Origin of the sequence: Pseudomonas sp. LP_7_YM (assembly GCF_004364435.1) — a bacterium.
Taxonomy (GTDB): Bacteria; Pseudomonadota; Gammaproteobacteria; order Pseudomonadales; family Pseudomonadaceae; genus Aquipseudomonas.
In genome coordinates this window covers 1-16,147 of record NZ_SOCT01000022.1, presented here as the reverse complement: position 1 = coordinate 16,147, position 16,147 = coordinate 1, and the positions used below count along the sequence as shown (strand labels likewise).

Annotated in this window: 15 protein-coding genes and 2 pseudogenes; 12 read left to right on the top strand and 5 right to left on the bottom strand. The window is 53.4% G+C overall.

Going from position 1 to position 16,147, the window contains the following annotated elements; genetic code table 11:
• Positions 1-305, top strand: a pseudogene (locus EC915_RS25045) (hypothetical protein); the annotation flags it as partial.
• A 23-nt stretch (positions 306-328) separates the two neighbouring features.
• Here the strand turns inward: EC915_RS25045 and EC915_RS24210 are convergent.
• The 3 genes from EC915_RS24210 to EC915_RS24200 form a co-directional block, all read right to left on the bottom strand.
• Positions 329-574, bottom strand: coding sequence for a hypothetical protein (locus tag EC915_RS24210; RefSeq protein WP_133752996.1), 246 nt, complete (start codon positions 572-574; stop codon positions 329-331).
• Between the two features lie 57 nt (positions 575-631).
• Positions 632-1,018: a hypothetical protein gene (locus EC915_RS24205; RefSeq protein WP_133752995.1), complete on the bottom strand. Its 387-nt coding sequence runs from the start codon at positions 1,016-1,018 to the stop codon at positions 632-634.
• A gap of 216 nt (positions 1,019-1,234) precedes the next feature.
• Positions 1,235-2,950, bottom strand: a complete 1,716-nt coding sequence (locus EC915_RS24200; protein WP_133752994.1) for an N-6 DNA methylase — start codon at positions 2,948-2,950, stop codon at positions 1,235-1,237.
• Positions 2,951-3,302: 352 nt separating this feature from the next.
• On the opposite strand from EC915_RS24200, the gene EC915_RS24195 reads away from it, so the two are divergent.
• The 11 genes from EC915_RS24195 (at position 3,303) to EC915_RS24140 (ending at position 14,521) form a co-directional block, all read left to right on the top strand.
• A complete protein-coding gene (locus EC915_RS24195) occupies positions 3,303-4,031 on the top strand; it encodes a TnsA endonuclease N-terminal domain-containing protein (RefSeq protein WP_133752993.1) in 729 nt (242 codons plus the stop codon).
• Complete coding sequence (locus tag EC915_RS24190; protein WP_133752992.1) at positions 4,028-5,992, top strand: Mu transposase C-terminal domain-containing protein; 1,965 nt, start codon at positions 4,028-4,030, stop codon at positions 5,990-5,992. Before EC915_RS24195 ends, EC915_RS24190 begins: the two co-directional genes overlap by 4 nt.
• Complete coding sequence (locus EC915_RS24185) at positions 5,989-6,933, top strand: TniB family NTP-binding protein (RefSeq protein WP_133752991.1); 945 nt, start codon at positions 5,989-5,991, stop codon at positions 6,931-6,933. Before EC915_RS24190 ends, EC915_RS24185 begins: the two co-directional genes overlap by 4 nt.
• Positions 6,930-8,792: a TniQ family protein gene (locus EC915_RS24180; protein ID WP_133752990.1), complete on the top strand. Its 1,863-nt coding sequence runs from the start codon at positions 6,930-6,932 to the stop codon at positions 8,790-8,792. The genes EC915_RS24185 and EC915_RS24180 overlap by 4 nt, the downstream gene beginning before the upstream one ends.
• 518 nt (positions 8,793-9,310) lie before the next feature.
• A complete protein-coding gene (locus EC915_RS24175; protein ID WP_133752989.1) occupies positions 9,311-9,661 on the top strand; it encodes a hypothetical protein in 351 nt (116 codons plus the stop codon).
• 64 nt (positions 9,662-9,725) lie between these two features.
• Positions 9,726-9,962 (top strand): hypothetical protein, encoded by a 237-nt coding sequence (locus EC915_RS24170; RefSeq protein ID WP_133752988.1) that lies wholly within the window; start codon positions 9,726-9,728, stop codon positions 9,960-9,962.
• A gap of 485 nt (positions 9,963-10,447) precedes the next feature.
• Positions 10,448-10,675 carry a type II toxin-antitoxin system Phd/YefM family antitoxin gene (locus EC915_RS24160; protein ID WP_133752986.1) on the top strand — a complete coding sequence of 76 codons (228 nt, stop codon included), beginning with the start codon at positions 10,448-10,450 and terminating at the stop codon, positions 10,673-10,675.
• A gap of 534 nt (positions 10,676-11,209) precedes the next feature.
• Positions 11,210-11,500: a hypothetical protein gene (locus tag EC915_RS24155; protein WP_133752985.1), complete on the top strand. Its 291-nt coding sequence runs from the start codon at positions 11,210-11,212 to the stop codon at positions 11,498-11,500.
• 67 nt (positions 11,501-11,567) lie between these two features.
• Positions 11,568-12,701: a hypothetical protein gene (locus tag EC915_RS25395; protein ID WP_256658826.1), complete on the top strand. Its 1,134-nt coding sequence runs from the start codon at positions 11,568-11,570 to the stop codon at positions 12,699-12,701.
• 424 nt (positions 12,702-13,125) lie between these two features.
• Positions 13,126-13,653 carry a hypothetical protein gene (locus EC915_RS24145; protein ID WP_133752984.1) on the top strand — a complete coding sequence of 176 codons (528 nt, stop codon included), beginning with the start codon at positions 13,126-13,128 and terminating at the stop codon, positions 13,651-13,653.
• 4 nt (positions 13,654-13,657) lie between these two features.
• Positions 13,658-14,521 carry a Kiwa anti-phage protein KwaB-like domain-containing protein gene (locus EC915_RS24140; protein ID WP_133752983.1) on the top strand — a complete coding sequence of 288 codons (864 nt, stop codon included), beginning with the start codon at positions 13,658-13,660 and terminating at the stop codon, positions 14,519-14,521.
• A gap of 249 nt (positions 14,522-14,770) precedes the next feature.
• On the opposite strand, the gene EC915_RS24135 is transcribed toward EC915_RS24140, so the two are convergent.
• A complete protein-coding gene (locus EC915_RS24135; RefSeq protein WP_133752982.1) occupies positions 14,771-15,676 on the bottom strand; it encodes a plasmid partitioning protein RepB C-terminal domain-containing protein in 906 nt (301 codons plus the stop codon).
• Positions 15,677-15,678: 2 nt separating this feature from the next.
• Positions 15,679-16,056, bottom strand: a pseudogene (locus tag EC915_RS24130) (chromosome partitioning protein ParB); the annotation flags it as partial.
• Positions 16,057-16,147: the final 91 nt, after the last annotated feature.

Genomic DNA, 16,147 nt, shown 5'->3' with positions numbered 1-16,147 from the left:
GTTGCCGACGCAGCGAGCGAGTGAGATTGAGCAACTGCTGCCGCATCAGTGGGTATCTGCCTAAGTCGTGCAAGGTGACTTCGGCGGACGCTTACGATGAGCCGACCTCCCACGGGGAGGAGGTCAAGATCATCCCTATGCTTTACGAGACCATTTTGCTCCGTGCTGAAAAGCGCCTACTTAATCTCTACACGAGAGTTCAAGATGCACCTTTTTTGGTGGAGCAGCAGGATCAGCTCGCCAGTTTTCTTCGGCCGATGCCCATTCGCCAAAGCGAGCTGATGGTTGACGTAGATCCGCAGTAATGGGCAATCCGATACGTGGAAATTCAGACGGTCGATTTTTTATAAACGGCGATGCTCCCCGCCTTGCGTACGAACACCAGCCCGTAATGATCCAAATTGGCCCGTACGTGTTTTCCCAGGCGGTGACGGGTTTTCCGTTCTAGGGGAGTCCAGGTCACCTCCCCAATCAGGTCGCGGATCTTGCTCTCTTTCCCTACTGGCATTGCTGCAACGCTTTGCTTCAGCTTTTCCGACGCTTTGTCCCAAACGCTATTCTGCAAATTATCCATTCTACAGTCCTATAAAAGTTGTAACTTAGTTGTTTGGTTCAGGAAGCGCTTCTGAACTCAGCCACGAATGGTGATTTCTATGCACTCGATGGAGACGCCGAAGGTGGCCGCTAAGCCTGCTTTCGCCTCAGCTAAGGTCAACGCCTTGACTAGGTTTTGAGGCTCTAGGTCGACGCTGGTAGCGGCAGTATTAACAGGTTCGTCTTGGGCTAATGCCGCCAGAATCTCATTAGGAACCTCATATCTCAGCGCTTTGTTCAAAGCCAACCATGTGCTATCAGCACGTGGTCGCGCGAATTCGCCGCAGTCTGGCTCTTCGTATCGCCGAGGCATCACGACATGAATATTGGCTGCTCGGGCTAGCGCAGAACGACTCAGACCGAGGAACTCTCTACGAGCCTTCAGCGCGGCGGGGAATTCAGAGGAGGATGGATAAGGCAGCATGGCAACTCCGGATCAGGTGGGGACAAGGGGCGAATTTACCCGTTAAAGTGCAACCTGTAAACTAAAAGTTGCCAGTGTATTGATGTTTTTAATTGCTGGTTCTGCTGGTGTTGCAGGGCTTAGCTAGCCTTTTGCCGTCGCACCTGCCGTAGAGCACACATGCCCACGCAACGACGACGGTTAACGAACTGCACTCAAAGTGGTCGTTCTCCTATCTTAGTCGGCCCAAAGAAAGCCACTGATTTGCGACTGCTTGTGCCTCAATCGCAAGATGTCAGCTTCAATGGCGACCTCTTTTTCCAGAGATTCTGCTGCCATGTCGGATTGCACGGGGGTAAGGACTGGAATCTCCAGGCCCTTTAGAGCCTTACCCTGGATCGTCGGAGCGCTGGTTCCTACTACCAAACGATTGAGCTGCGCTTGTCCAAGTGGGGACCGCAAATACATCATGAGCGCTTGAGGGTTGTAGCCTTGGCCCCGAGCGCGGAGCACGGCAATGGACTGCCCGCACACCCACCCTCCTGATCCAATAGGCGGTGGCTTTGCAATGCATCCGACCTTCCCAACCGCACCTTTAATACAGATAACCACGTCGTTTTCCCGCAAGAAATATTCCTGAGCGTTGGGTCCATTCAGATCGTGCTGGGAAGGTTTGCAAGCGCTCTGTACCAGCCCGTAGTCCGGAATGTCCGAGGCTTGAAGCTCATGGACAGGTACCCCGGTTAAGCTGGAGTGATGCTGACGCGGTCTGATCAGTTCGAAATGCTCGTCGATGGCTACGTGCGGTTCATGTATGCCCTTCGCCGGACGGCTTTCCTGATGTCGCCCTGGCTCTAAATTCAAATCAGCGGAAGCCAGCAAGTCGGCTGTGCTGACCAGTGTGCTGAATTGTCCTGACTGCCGGTTTCGGAACTGGCCCAGTACATGATGAGGCTTTGAGTCGCCACCTTGAGAAGCTCCCAAAAGCTCCGGGACAACTTTTAGGAACAGGACGTTTTCAGATGTCCTGGCTGTGTTTATAACCAAAATGGAAGCTGTACCGCTCATCCCGTGAACGGCCTCCTTTGGGAGGCTCAGGACCGCATCCAATAGTCGATTCTCTAATAGATGCTGGCGTAGCCCTCGCTCAGCCCCCGGGCTGAAGAGCAAGCTGTCTGGCACCACCAGCACGACCTTGCCAGTGGTACGGGTCAACATGTGGAACACCGCTGCTAATGGCCCTACCGCAGAGGGATGGCCGTACTGGCTGTGTAATTCTGTTTCGTGCTTTACGGTAGCGTAGTTGTTTTTGAAGTCGAACGCGGCGACAGCTGCTCCGAATGGAGTAAATCCTTTCTCATCGAGCGCGGTTGAATCGATCACGGGATCAACCGGATGCAGCTTTAATTCATGGACGCCAGCGTTTATAAGCGCTAGCTGAACCAGTCGTGGACTGGTCGATGCAACCCATATACCCACGTCTCTGTTGTACAGCCGGGAGGCAAGCTGACCAGAATTTTCAAAGGGTACGTAAACGGTTGTTGGATTTTCCGAGAGCCCAATGACTGTGACGATGTGGGCCACATAAGGGGCAAGGGTAATCGTCGGTGATGGAAGGTTTGCCGCGAATACGAGGTCTGACTCCGACTCCCATTCAGCTAACTGTCCCGACCGTTCAAGCTTCAGCGCTGCCTGGACGATCACCATTAATGCGTCCTTACTAATAGGAGGGCCTTCATCCATCTCCCATAGATTTCGGATAGCTGCGAAGGCGCTTGTGACATGGTCGGGATGGCTGGCAACATCCAGCAGTCGCAGCTCGACAGGCAATTGCTTGTCACGAGAAGCCCGTAACCAAGCGATGACCGTCAAGGTGATTAAAGCCCTATCGGAGGCCGACCACGCGGGTGAGCGCGCCGCTGGGTGTCTTAGCAAAATTTCGTAATCGATCATATGTGTCCGAGAGAGCCGACAGCTTCGTGAAAATAAAGTATTGCATACTTTATTTGGTCTGGCTATACTGGCTGCTCGGACAGACCGCTCGTAAAGTAGGCACCATAGGTTCTTATACTTTTTTATAAGTAGTTTTACGCCGTTGGTCTGAAATCGAAAGTGCCTTTGTCTATTATTATATATAGCTTTGATTTGACGATTTTTATAACTCGTTGAAATGGACAGAGTAAATTCATTTGCTTTATTTTGTATTAACAAAATTTCATAAAAATCAGTTACTTACTTATTAAGGTCGATTTGACTTTCTCCTGCGGCGAATAACACTTCCCGTGCATCGTAGGAGCACACCCGCATGATCAGAGACATTGATAGTTCTAACTTCGCAAGGGATGTTTCCCGCCGAACTCGGCGTGGCAGGCGTGCACTTGTGATTAAATCCACCAAATGTCCAGGAGGAGATTTGCGCGTTGAGAGCGCGCTGGAGCGTGATGTTGGCCTCATGCTCGATATTGATCCCCGTGTCATCGAGCTTACGGCGCAGCCCTTCACTCTAGAATTGCAGAGCAACGAGATGTTGCCTTCTCGTCAGCAATACCGACCACGCACAGGTATCAAGGCGCGTTTCTACACGCCTGACTTTTTGTGCAGGCTTGATGACGGAAGCCTGATGGCTATCGATGCCAAACATTCCCACTTCATCGAAGAGTTCGAGACCAAACGAAAGGATGTTGAGGCCTGTCTGCACCAGCACGGTGTTGGCTTTATGGTTATCCCAAATACCGTGGTGTCTCCGACAGTCATGGAGGCCGTGGGCAATCTTCACTTGCTGCGGGCTGGGTATCTGGCGCCGATCCGTCTAGCGGCTGAAGAAGAACTCAGCGCGCTGCTCGGGTCTTGCTCCAGTTGGATGACCACGGATCTGAGTTCGTATCTATCCTCGGGTCGGATTGGCTTGCTCGCAGGGCTCCTTGCTGGGCTACTGACGGCTGATCTGACGATGCCGCTGTTCTCGTCCACCAGCGAAATTCGTGCAGCTCATGGTGATCTGTCCCATCTTCAGTTGTTGAAGGTGCGCGTATGAGCCGTGTCCTTGCAGTCGATAGTGTCTTCCTTGAGCGCGATCAAGTCCGCCGAGTGGTCTCCATTCGTCCTGAGATTTCTCAGATCGTCTTGCAGGGAGCGCTGGGCGAAGAGTTTGTCTTGAGTACCGACGAATTCCAGCAACGGGTTGCGCAAGGCCAGTATCGAGCAAGTTACGGACCCATTGCCTACGCAATGCAGCCGATGCCGGTGCGCAACCTCACGCAGACCGAACGCAGCGCGCTCGACCAGCGCCTGGAGCTACTCGAATACGTTGAGGAAATTCATCACAGTTGTTCATGGAAGGCAACGATTGAACGCCTCAAGGAGCGCTGCGTTGAACGCAATCTCCCGCTGCCGTCTACTCGGACTATTCAGCGTTGGCGAAAATCGTCTGCTCTCGCAGGGTCGACGGATCAATTGGCACCCCGTTTCAGTGCGAGGGGAAACAAACGCCAGCTCGGGACTTTGGACGATCTGGATTTTGATGAAACTGTAACGGATGAAATCCTCCGGCGGTATTTCAGCACCGACAAGTTCAACGTCAGCCAGATCACCAAGATGGTCAATCAACAATGCCGGGACCGGGCTGCTCAACGCAATACTGTTTTTCGAGGCATATCGCGTCGTAGTGTTTGTCGTCGCATCAGCGCTATGGCGCAGACGCTCATCGGCTGTGGCCGGGTATCGAAAGCCACCCTCGATCAGGAGATGCGCGCCGCAATTCGCAAGTTCCTGGTCGAACGCCCCTACGAACGCGTGGAAGTCGACGCGACACCGCTCGATATCTTCTGCTGTGATGAGCGCGGCGAACCGATAGGCAAGGCCAGTTGCTATGCGGGAGTGGATGCAGCTACGGGCTCAGTAGTGATGGTGCGGGTCGGTATTGAAAAACCGTCTCAGGATTTCGTGCTCTCCGCGCTTGAGTTTTGCTTCTCCCCGAAAGGCGAGGCCTTCAGCGAGCGATATCAACTCAATCACCCTTGGTTGGCTCCAGCGGCGATTGAAACCATGGTGCTCGACAACGCGCAAGAACATCATGGGGCGCTGGTGCTTAATGCATTGCGTTATCTGCACACCACGATTGATTACCCCATGGCTGGAAAACCGCAAGCCAAGCCTTTTATTGAGCGGTTCTTCGGTACGCTGAAGTTGGGATTGATCAATACACTACAAGGATCAACTAAGTCCCAGTCGAAGTTTGAGCGTGATCCCGTCGGACGCGCCATGAAAGAGCGCTTGTACACAGTTCCAGAACTGGAGGCATTGGTCATCCGCTGGATAGCGAACGTATACATGCGCACTCCGCTTCAACGACTGGAGCATCGCTTCGAGCCTGGTTGCTCGCCTGCACGGGCAATGGAACTGTTGAAACGTCGCCACGTAGTGCTACCGCCACCTGGCCCCGAAGAGTTCAGGAATGCTTGCCTGTACTACCACGCGCGTGAAATGACGTTGAGTCGAGAAGGCGTCTGCCTGGACACCATGACTTACAACAGCTCGGAGTTGGCCAAGCTTTATGCCCGCCGGGGCGAGAAAACCAAGGTCAAAGTACGGCTTAATCCGCTTGATTGTCGGGTTGTATATGTCGTGGATCCCACCAACGCCGGGGTGCTTATCGAGGCGGTTAACCGCTCTACGGCGATGCCCCTCATTAGTTTTCAAGAGGCACGCAAGATTCGCAGCAAGAATAGCAAGTCGGATGCTCAACTGTCGGGGGAGGGGTATCAGATTGCTCACGTCGAAATGCTCCGTGAAAGCGCCGACAGAGCGGTTGGTGGAAGCATGAAAGACCGCAACCAGGACGCTCGAATCCAAGAGCGCGAACGCCTGCGGTTGGAGACCCAGCGGCAAGAACTAACTCGGCAAGTCATCGACCCGGTGCATGAAACCGGATTGTCGAAAGGAACGCTCTCGGCAGCGCCGCGCCGCCCAAAATCGGTTCAAGGGGACGCCAAATGACGTCGATAACGAAATACGAGTTGATCGAGCATGCGACGTTTAGACAGGCGCTGGACCGATTGGAATCCACGGTTGAGCGTGGCCTCAAGGGTGAAACGTTGATCTTGCCCATTTTCGGCCCGACGCGCGTCGGCAAGTCCGAGCTGATCAAAACGGTGTTGGCTGATAACCCACCAACAGTTATCGAGGGCGTTCGGCATATCCCAATACTCCGGGTTATGTCACCCGTTAACCCGACCCGCAGGTCTTTGCCGATCGCGGTGCTGGAGGCGCTCAAGTCCCCGCGTTACAACCGCTCCAGCTCGGAAGAACTGACCCGGATGGTGTGCGAGTTGCTCAAGATCACAGGTACAAAGATCATTTTTCTGGATGAGATGCAGCATTTTGCCGAACGTGGTTCTCAGGTCGCGACCCGCGAAGCAGCGGACTGGCTAAAAGTGCTGGCCGAAGAAATGAACCTGACGTTGGTCCTCACCGGATCGCCGCTGGCAAACGAGGTACTGCTGCGCAACGAGCAACTTCGAGACCGTTCAGAAGCCGTGTTTGATTTTAGGCCCTATAACTGGAACCACGAAGGTGAGCAGTTTGAATTTCGCCGCGCGCTCCTGTCGCTGACCGAGGCATTCACCGATGCGGGCTGGACTGCACCTGACGCCTCGGATCTTGACTACGGCCGACGGGTTTACGGTGCCTGTCTCGGACGCATTGGCATGCTGGTGAAGTTGTTTCGAGCAACCGAGCATTTGGCCAAAGGTCGCCTGATTACCGAGACAACCATGGCGCGCGCCTACGCAGAAGCGGTAAATACACGGTTTCTCGAATTCAATCCCTTCGAAGGCCCGCCGCCCGTAGAAAGCCTGCTGGGCCAAGGGTATGCCAGGATGTTGACCGAAGCACGCCTACCGATGCCCAAAGCCGCACAAAGAAGGGAGCAAGCATGAGCCTGATCGTGCGTCTCACACCTTATACCGACGAGTCATTGCACGGCTTTCTTCGACGTGTCAGCCAGCGCAACTTGGCTCCGGGTGTGAAAGCTTTCCTCGGCAGTTTCGGGATAAAGTTCCGGTCGACCTTCAGCGAACCCGAGGTGGCACAGCTTGCGGGTGTCTTGGGGGTCGACGCTGCCGACTTGGCCATTCGCCAATTTTCCCCCGACAATCGCAATCCAATGCTTCGCCTGAAATACCAGCGCATTGAGTCTGCCAAATTCTGCCCCGCTTGTATGGGGGAGCAACCGTACCAACGCATGGGCTGGGCGCATGTCCTCGTGACGGCATGCCCCCGCCACGGGATTCTTCTCAGGACGAGCTGCGCGGCCTGTGGTCAGGGCGTCAGCGCCGACGGTTCGCTTGATCACTGCTCATGTGGTCATTCCTATGCTAAGAATCCGGCCCAACCCGCCAGTGATCAAGCACTGGCGCTGTCTGCGCTCCTGCTTGGCGTTGACCACGTTGCCCGGCAATCGCTACCGCCAACCTGGAGCACCGGACTGCCGTCCAGCGATACCGCCGAACTCCTCTGTCTGCTGGGTAAGCATTTTATTCAGGAGAGTCCGGGGGGCCTATTGCCCAAGCCTTCACGAGGCAGAGCGGCTGACGATGACGTTATCGCCTGGGGTCGAGCGGGTTTTGATCTGCTGCTGCAATGGCCCAGTCGCTTTAATGAAGCCTTGGGTGATCGATTGGCGAGCACCGAAGGGCCCGGGTTGGCGAAGCGGCTCGGGGGATGGTACCGGGCGCTGCATCAACGCTATGTCGATCCTGCGCATGATTGCATCAGGGAGGCCTTGGTCCAGCACCTGACTCGTAATTTCGACGGGCATTTGAACCTCAGGCTTTCCACCATTGATCCCCAGCATCTTCAGGAGAAGTGTTGGCTGACTTCAGAGGAGGCCGGGCGGTTGATTGGTATTGGTTCTGAGTTGGTCCGATCAGCCGTCACGACCGGTGAAATTGACGGAAAAGTCACCGTGCGGGGTAAAAACCGCTTCGTTTCCATTCATAAAAAGGTAGTAGAACGAGTGCGCCATGATCGCCTTGCTCACTATGACGCGACCACAACCCGTAAGCAGCTTGGCGTGTCGAAGATTCTTTTCGAACGGTTGATGCAAGCAGGGGCTTTGCGCAAGCAAACCAAGAAAGAACGTCCTCCGCTGGTATCGGGCGAGTTCCTCGTTAAGGACGTAGATGTGTTGATTGGGCGCCTCACCAGCGCGGTAAGTGGACGCACGACACCTGAGGAGCAACTGATCGGCCTGCAAGACATCACGGTGCGTCGCGGTATTTCGTCAGACCGTATTTGTTCCGTCCTGCAAAAGATCCTGGCGCTTGAAATTCGGCCTATTGAACACAATCAGGCCCTTCATGGGCTGGCAGGGTTGAGGTTTGACCTGGCAGATATCAAAGACGAACTTCATGAAGAGCCAAGTGAACCCATGTTGACCATCACGGAGCTGGTAAAGCTGCGCAAGTGGAAGCACGAAAATGTCGTTAGCTGGATCAGGCAAGGCCTGCTGAGAACCGCCACTGTTGCCCAGGGAGAACATCTGCAAACACGTATCCCACTGTCTGCGTTGCTCGACTTCATGGCTGAATATGCGGTGCTGGCAGAGCTGGCAGGTCGTACTGGGACGAAGTCACTCTGGTTGCTACGTGCATTGATGCCGGCGAACGTAAAAGCTGTACGGGGCCAGGCGTCGTCCGGTACTCAGCGAGGCTTGCTACTCAGTATCGATCAGTTGGTCGCAGCAGCCCAGTGGAACAAGAAAAAAGATCCGAAGATAGAAGCGGTGGATCGCTAGCCAAGGTGCGCCCATTTATGAACGCGCCCCAAGGCTGGTCTCAATAAAGGCGCGCTCAAGAAGCTCATAAGCAGGACCGCTGTGACGACCGCCATCGATGTCGTTGTCGAAGTAATAGGCACCAGCCGTCCAAGTACTGTAACGCTTCTGATCCAAACGGAGTGTGCCTGATCAGGAGCAATGACCATGATTAATGTTGTAGCAACTGCACAAGTCACTGCAACTAATAGAAACGCACACATTCCTGTCAGTAGAGATGCAAATATTGCATGTCTTGCGACGTAATGCTTGCCTTCCACGGTCTGCCGTAGCTCGCGCTCCAGGACTCTGAATCCTGTGACGGTTAACAACAATAGCCACATCAGTGTCAGTACCACCATCTGGGTCTCGCTCGTTCGGTAGGCTAGATGACGTCAAGTCATCCTAGCAGTTGGGGTGGCCATGGTGTTGCGGATAATTAAATGAGGGACACCTATGCCTCTTGGTTGATCACGCAATATCGCTAGGGAGACAGTGCCATGCTCAGCACTTATGCCATCAGGAAGTTAGCTCAAGCTCGAAAATACAATTTTGGCCGACCTGTGACGGCGTATTTGGTCAATGCACGGTTCTGCGCATGCAGCTGTATTGCACAAACATACGGTCATATGAAGGCGTGGCCAGGCGGCATGTTCGCAGACGGCCACGATCTCTGGACCTCAAATATTTTCCAGGTCGATTGGTGGCCTGGATTTTGGGCTTTTCACACCCAGTCGGGCAGCTACTATGTAGTAGCTACCTTCGAGCGCCGCACCGGCAAACGGTCCTTGGAGGACCTGCTGAGAGTTTTGATGCGTGGGGTTAACCCCGGTCCACAGCTCTCACAATAAACTTCGAGCCCGGTGATCAGTGCTCGCCGAGCGGTCGTGACTCTTGAATGAAGCTGGAGGTTGCATGACGGATCTACCTATGGATGATCAGCCAGGGCAGCGGCGGCAAAAAACCTTCAACAACTTACTCACGCTCAAGGCTCTCAATCAGGCAAATGGACGGCAACGCATGAAGGACTGGATGACCTGGTACGAGTCATTGAATGAGCAGGAGCGCGCTCGTGTGGACCACCATCTACAAGCGCGCTGTAATGAGATCAGCGCCCAGTTCGGGAAGCCCCGACGGATGCCGAAACTGTAGTACGTGATTCTTCTCAACCGACTATTCATGCAGGTTTTTATATGCGGATGATTACCATTGAAGACGAGTTGTTGGTAAAGGCTAGGCAGTTCGCCAAGCCAGGAGCTACGGACGAGGAACTTGTCAGGTGGGCGCTTGAAGTCCTGATCCGGACCCAAGCGGCAAAGCGGCTCGCCATGGCAGGTGGAAGCAGACCGGACATGGAAAGGATTCCACGGCGTCGTCCGTAATAAGTGAGCGCCAGATTGTCGCGCTGACCGTTGGCCGAAGCCCGGACATCCGTATGATACTGCGGTCGGTCAAGCGGGCTCAGCAAGCGGCTCAACGTATCCGTCCGGCCAAGTCATCTTCTGGCCCTGCAAAGCCAAGACTTGGTGTGACCTTTAATGGGTATCCACTATCGTCGTAAAATTGCCCGGATGGCTACTAAGACCTCTGCTTAGTCTTGTGTAAACTTATCAGAGCGCCGACCACGGGGTAACACCATGCGGACTTACAACATCCACGCCGCGAAGACGCACCTATCGCGGCTTGTCGATGCGGTTGCAGGCGGGGAAACAATCATCGTTACCAAAGCAGGCATACCGGTCGCCAAGCTGGTCCCGATCACGATGCCTAGGCGGCGCGGGATGCTAAGGGGTGTCACATTAAACGCCGAGGCTTCGGACGCCCTAGATGCCGCCACAGCAAGGCTGTTTGTGGACAACGTATGAGGCTATGGGTTGTTCGTGCAGAGCGTTCCTAACCGTTCGGGACCCACAGAAAAGGCCTATACGTCCTCGACCATTGTGGTGGAGGCGTCGTAAGGATTGCCAATTGGTGCTGCGCTACTCGATCCTCTCAGCGCTTTCGGCGTCTCTTCTTGGCCTCGAATTCTTGCATGGGGTGTTTAACGAAAGCGTTGCTCGTATGTCTTTAGTAAACCGGCCTCTTCGCTGGCCTTTGCTTTGGCAAGAACGCATTCATCGTCATGAGGTTGGATCATCAGCTTGGCGCATTCTTCCTGCCTAGCGCTGACCAGTGCTATGGCTTCTTCTGAAAACCTGCCACTCATCCAGCTCATAACGCTGAGTCAGAGTCGCCCGGTCCGAATGGATTTTCGCAGCACCTCTAAGGTCAGGGATTCGCTTCTCCGACTCAACATGGCCGACTGAGGACTCGAACCGCGCTGCGCATAATCGAGGTTGGGTTAAATCCTCAAATTCCCCGCGTTGCGATAAGCCTCCACACACTCAGGAGTGAAACCGATGATTGATCCCACTCAGAACAATGCCGACCTCTTCTGCGATGTCTGTGGTGGCGCCACTCGCCTACCCGGCCATGGTCAGCAGTTCGGTACGCTGCAAGCAAGTTGGGGTGACGGTTGCGCGCATGATGGCGAGCGCTACCAGGTGCAGTTGTGCGAGGCGTGTTTTTTTCAGGCGCTGGCGAACCCTCGACACGCGCGGCGGATCCATCACTTATTCGATGAGCCGCCCGTGCCTGATGATCCAGCATTCGGGCGGGTCGCACGCGATGATTTGGGGGGGGAGTCGTAAGGCCTTACGCCGCGCCCGGAAGAGAGCACAACAGTCTGCCTTCGCGGTATTGCCAAGGACATCTGCCATGACCGAACTGTATGACCGTGCCCAGTTGCTGGACGAGATCTGGTCCGAACCGATGGTGCAGGTGGCGCCCCGTTACAACCTGTCGGACGTCGGGCTGAAGAACCTCTGCGCCCGCCTGCAAATAGCCACACCACCGCGCGGCTATTGGGCCAAAGTTAAGGCCGGTAAACGTGTCCATCCGCGTCCCAAGCTGCGTGAATACGTGGGCCATCCCAGCTATCTATACCGTCCCGCTGTGCACACGACCCGACCGGTCGAGGCTGCCGAAGCCGTGGACAGCCGGCTTCAACAGGTCCTGAGCTTCGAACAGCAGCCAAAAAACCAGATCGTGGTGCCGGAGCGTATTACCCACTGGCATCCGTTGGTCGTCGCTGCGCGGGCCGCCTTGATTGAACCGGTCATCGATCAGCGCGGGATGCCGCAAACGCGCGGCAAGGTCCTGAATATTTCGGTATCAACGGCTCTACAAAGTCGCGCGCTTAAAATCGCTGACGCGCTACTCAAGGCTATCGAGGCACGGGGGTATGTGGTCCGCCAGGGAGAGCGTCAGGTCGAGATTCTGATGTTCGGCGATACCTTAAACGTGCGGGTGTTTGAACCGACTTTGCGCTCACCCTACGAGCCGACCGCCAAAGAGCTGGCGACGAAAGCCCAAGGCGGCTGGAGCTATTGGCCCCAATGGCAGTACACCCCTTCCGGGCGACTCCAAGTCATGGCGGACGATGGTTACGGCGGAAAAATCGTGGATTCGGAAAGTCGTCCAGTGGAGTTACAGCTCAACAAGCTGATTGGTCTGATGGCGACTCGGGCGATCGGCTTTATGGTCGGCCGTGAGCGTCAAGCCATAATAGACGCGGAGCGCCAACGAGTCCGTGATATCGAAGTGGAACGCAAGCGAGTTCAGGACGCGGAGCGTCTCCGCTTTAATCAGCTGGAAACTGATGCGCAGAATTGGCGGCGGGCTCAAGTCATTCGCGAGTATGCAAAGGCCCTAGAACAATCGCTGGCCGATCACCTCACGCCTGAACAGATTGAGCAAATTGGCTGGGCGCGGACCAAGGCCGATTGGCTGGACCCGCTGGTGGACAGCGGCGACGATCCGCTTGATGAACATATTCACATTCCACCCTAGCCGGTCGGGCCCCAAGCGCTGCCGCCTAGGCAGAAACCACCAAATAAACGCTCATTAACTACCCCTGCGGGATTTTAGCGGCTGAGCCTGTCTCGTAAGGCATTCGTCATTACGCTTAAAAAGATACGTCTCCTGTCACTCATCAGTGGCTTAGCTAAGGGGAAACCAGGACGGGATTAAGACCCCATAGCGGTATCCGAGAATGTTATCGAGCGGTGTGGCGTTCGCACAGCAGTACCCTGAGCTAGATCGGTAAGACCGATGGTTTTGAGCCGTTGGATATTTTCGACAGCTAAATGGGAATTTGATCCGGTTAACTGTTTATTCATACAGTCTTTCGGGTAAAATGAGTTGCCGGTTCAAAGAAAACTGGCGCCGACCTAGTGGCATTGAGCTATGATCCCGTCTAGGGACGGAGGATTGTATGTTAGGAAAGCCAGCTAGAGTAATCCTTGCCTTTACCGCAGTGGCTCCAGTATCGATATCGCTTGCTTATATCTTTGCTGCTCGCGATCGTGATTGGCTAATGGCTATATTAGCCGTCTGCGTGTGTCTGGCGCTCGGAATCATTTCAAGCTGGATCGTAACCGCTGCTGTTTCGAAATTCGAACATCTGCCCATTTCAATTAAAAAAGTTAAAAGTGCAGATAAAGAGGTTTTGGGCTTTTTCATAGCCTATGCGCTGCCATTGATTTTCAAAGGTGGTTCAGGGCAAGAGCTTGGTGCATGGGTTCTAGCAGGACTAATGCTCATGTTTGTACTGTGGACAACGCATGCGCTTCATGTCAATCCGGTACTGGGGCTGATTGGTTTTCACTTTTATGAAGTCGAAACCCAGGAAGGTGTCACCTATCTGTTGATAACAAAGAAAACCATTAATAATCTGAAGGCTATCACGACTGTGATTCAGTTGACGGAATACGGCATAGTGGATTCATCAATTAAGGGATAATCGAATGAATTTGTTCGCAATTACTCACCTCGCAGGTTCTAGAGTAATCAGGTTTCCGATGTCGGCTGAGCTTGGTGAAGAAGTTAGGGTTTTGTTTGAAAGTCAGCGAGATAGCTTTTTTCACGGCATAGATGAGGTTATTCCCTTTGACGGCAGGTATACACCTGACGAAAGCGAGTTGTTATCTATCGCTGACTTCCCGGATGTAGATGGTTTGGCCGCCGCCGTAGCAAGCCCATTAGCTGTTGATCAATTCGATCCTCAGAACCATAGCTTGGATGTGGTTAAGGCTTTCTTCGTTGGGGTTCAGAACAACGGCACGACACAAATTTTGATTCAGATTTTTGAAAGAAGGCGTGTGATCTCAAGAACGTTGCTCTCAATGTTTTTTTCGGGAGATCAGTTTCAGAAAATGACTGACTCTGGACTGACATTTGATAAGAAGCTTTTGGCAGTGTTGGAAGGAAATATCCTTAAGTTTCACAGCTTTCACTTCGCGAAGCGTGTGTTTGAATTGAGCGAATATTACCGTGAAGCCACGAATGAAGAGGTCTCTTCCTTCGCGCAGCACGAAAAAATGTCTGTAGAAGATGTTGCTCAATTTGTACTGGATGCAGGTGCCCAAACGAGAAAGAAAATCTCCCTGATTCTCCAGTCAGGTGTTTTGGACAACTATACAATAGAGCATATCAGCACTGTGGCGAAAACGATGCAGCTTGACCTCAATCTAACTGACGGTGGGAAAATAACGATTCCAAGTAACAAGACCGATTTAAAGAAGCTTCTTCGCTTTCTGGATGAGGACTATTACGAATCCCCTCTGTCGAGCACTAGGTATATTTCAAACTCTAAAAGAGTCGCAGATTGAATTTTATGATTAGGTAGCCAGTGATAAGCGCTTTCCCTTAAGCGCAATATGCTTGCACGCTCGGGTGTGGCAATGGTGAGTAGGAAGACGTGGCATCGCATAGTCCTCCGGCTTTCGTGTGAACCGAAGTACTATGAACGAGTGCGGTGCACCCCTTTAATAGGCATTTTGTGAAAACCAGAACTTGCTGGATGCGACCTTTGACCTCCGACCCATCATCATCTGCTGCTGACGTAGAAGAGACGGTGATCATTCTGTCTCCGGCTGCCTTGAATCGGATGTAACGGCCTGCATGATGGCCGTCAGCTCTTCGATAAGCTCTCCATGACAATGGTGCAGGTATCCGATAATTGCTTCATTGCGTAGCAGGCGTGCCAAATAGCCCTTGGCTACGACTAGCACCAGCATTGTCTCTCCCAGTGTTCCCTCGACCATTTTGTAGTCATGTGAAAGCTTGTCCATTTCCTGTTCCATACGCCCTATATCTTCGGCCGTCGCCTCGGTCGCAGGTTTTGCCTTTTTTTCAAGCAGCGTGTCAAGTCGCGAAGCTGCGAGAATCATGCGTGCGTAAGTTTGGGTGAAGCAATTGGCAGCCATCATTAGCTCGACGGTTTCAATCTGACGCATCGGCTTCATCTTGCGAAGGACTCGAAATACATCTTGGCTTACTATTCTCACCTTCAACATCTCAACGACTTCAGGCGATATGCCATCGAGCAAATGCTGGCGCGCATGGATTCGGTCCACATTAATGCCTAGCACTTTCGCGATGGTTGCAGGCGCGACCCCTTTGGCAACCGCAGCCAAGATCATCTTGTGTTCCTGGATAGGTGTCAGCCGATTGATTTGCTGATTGAACGTGAAACCTTCGTCATCAGTGGATTGCAGGCACAACGCTTCTGTTACCCCTAAAGCTTTCAGTGCATGTAGGCGGAGGTGACCGTCAAGCAGGACAAAGGTAGCAGCGCCTTGGCTACGATCAGGCTGACGAAAGACCGCCAGCGGCTCAATAATGCCAAGCTCTCTGATTGACGTTAGGATCGTCAAATATTTTTTGCTTGAGGCTATATCTTTGTCGAGTGAGCGTGTGGGCAAGATATTATCTAGCGGTACTGAAATGATAGCCTGCTCAAAGGCGTGCTTGATGTGTGCCATCGCTAGACATCCCCTTGGATGCGATCTGCCAATGATTTGGGCATGTCTTGAATCTGCTCATTACGAAGCAGGGTGCAAAAATAGTCATCATCAAGCAAGCGGCGCATAGCGGTGACGAGAATAAGCAGACGCTGCTCATTAATATCCGCCTTTCTGATCATGACCTTCTGCCGTCTAACCTCCGATTGATAGGCGCCCAGAAGTTTCTGCGGTGTGTTCATGCGTTCGGGAGCGGGCCTTCGCTGTCCGTAGTGTTTCCCCGATGTACGCCGCTTTTCGATGAGACGCCTCACGAGAATGAGCTGCTCGCCTTTCAGCACACCTGTTTCGTAGGCTTCAACCATCGCTAACTGAACCTCTGTATCGCTGGATCTAGGGATGGTCTGAAGTAGGCCGCTATTTTTAGACCGCTGAGCCATAGCCGCTTTCAAAAAACGGTAGCCGTTCAAAATCGATCAAGTCTGCCGCCTA

Excerpts from the sequence above, each read along its gene's own strand:
- EC915_RS24210 (WP_133752996.1), bottom strand. The coding sequence starts at position 574 with ATGGATAATTTGCAGAATAGCGTTTGGGACAAAGCGTCGGAAAAGCTG.
- EC915_RS24205 (WP_133752995.1), bottom strand. The coding sequence starts at position 1,018 with ATGCTGCCTTATCCATCCTCCTCTGAATTCCCCGCCGCGCTGAAGGCT.
- EC915_RS24200 (WP_133752994.1), bottom strand. The coding sequence starts at position 2,950 with ATGATCGATTACGAAATTTTGCTAAGACACCCAGCGGCGCGCTCACCC.
- EC915_RS24195 (WP_133752993.1), top strand. The coding sequence starts at position 3,303 with ATGATCAGAGACATTGATAGTTCTAACTTCGCAAGGGATGTTTCCCGC.
- EC915_RS24190 (WP_133752992.1), top strand. The coding sequence starts at position 4,028 with ATGAGCCGTGTCCTTGCAGTCGATAGTGTCTTCCTTGAGCGCGATCAA.
- EC915_RS24185 (WP_133752991.1), top strand. The coding sequence starts at position 5,989 with ATGACGTCGATAACGAAATACGAGTTGATCGAGCATGCGACGTTTAGA.
- EC915_RS24180 (WP_133752990.1), top strand. The coding sequence starts at position 6,930 with ATGAGCCTGATCGTGCGTCTCACACCTTATACCGACGAGTCATTGCAC.
- EC915_RS24175 (WP_133752989.1), top strand. The coding sequence starts at position 9,311 with ATGCTCAGCACTTATGCCATCAGGAAGTTAGCTCAAGCTCGAAAATAC.
- EC915_RS24170 (WP_133752988.1), top strand. The coding sequence starts at position 9,726 with ATGACGGATCTACCTATGGATGATCAGCCAGGGCAGCGGCGGCAAAAA.
- EC915_RS24160 (WP_133752986.1), top strand. The coding sequence starts at position 10,448 with ATGCGGACTTACAACATCCACGCCGCGAAGACGCACCTATCGCGGCTT.
- EC915_RS24155 (WP_133752985.1), top strand. The coding sequence starts at position 11,210 with ATGATTGATCCCACTCAGAACAATGCCGACCTCTTCTGCGATGTCTGT.
- EC915_RS25395 (WP_256658826.1), top strand. The coding sequence starts at position 11,568 with ATGACCGAACTGTATGACCGTGCCCAGTTGCTGGACGAGATCTGGTCC.
- EC915_RS24145 (WP_133752984.1), top strand. The coding sequence starts at position 13,126 with ATGTTAGGAAAGCCAGCTAGAGTAATCCTTGCCTTTACCGCAGTGGCT.
- EC915_RS24140 (WP_133752983.1), top strand. The coding sequence starts at position 13,658 with ATGAATTTGTTCGCAATTACTCACCTCGCAGGTTCTAGAGTAATCAGG.
- EC915_RS24135 (WP_133752982.1), bottom strand. The coding sequence starts at position 15,676 with ATGGCACACATCAAGCACGCCTTTGAGCAGGCTATCATTTCAGTACCG.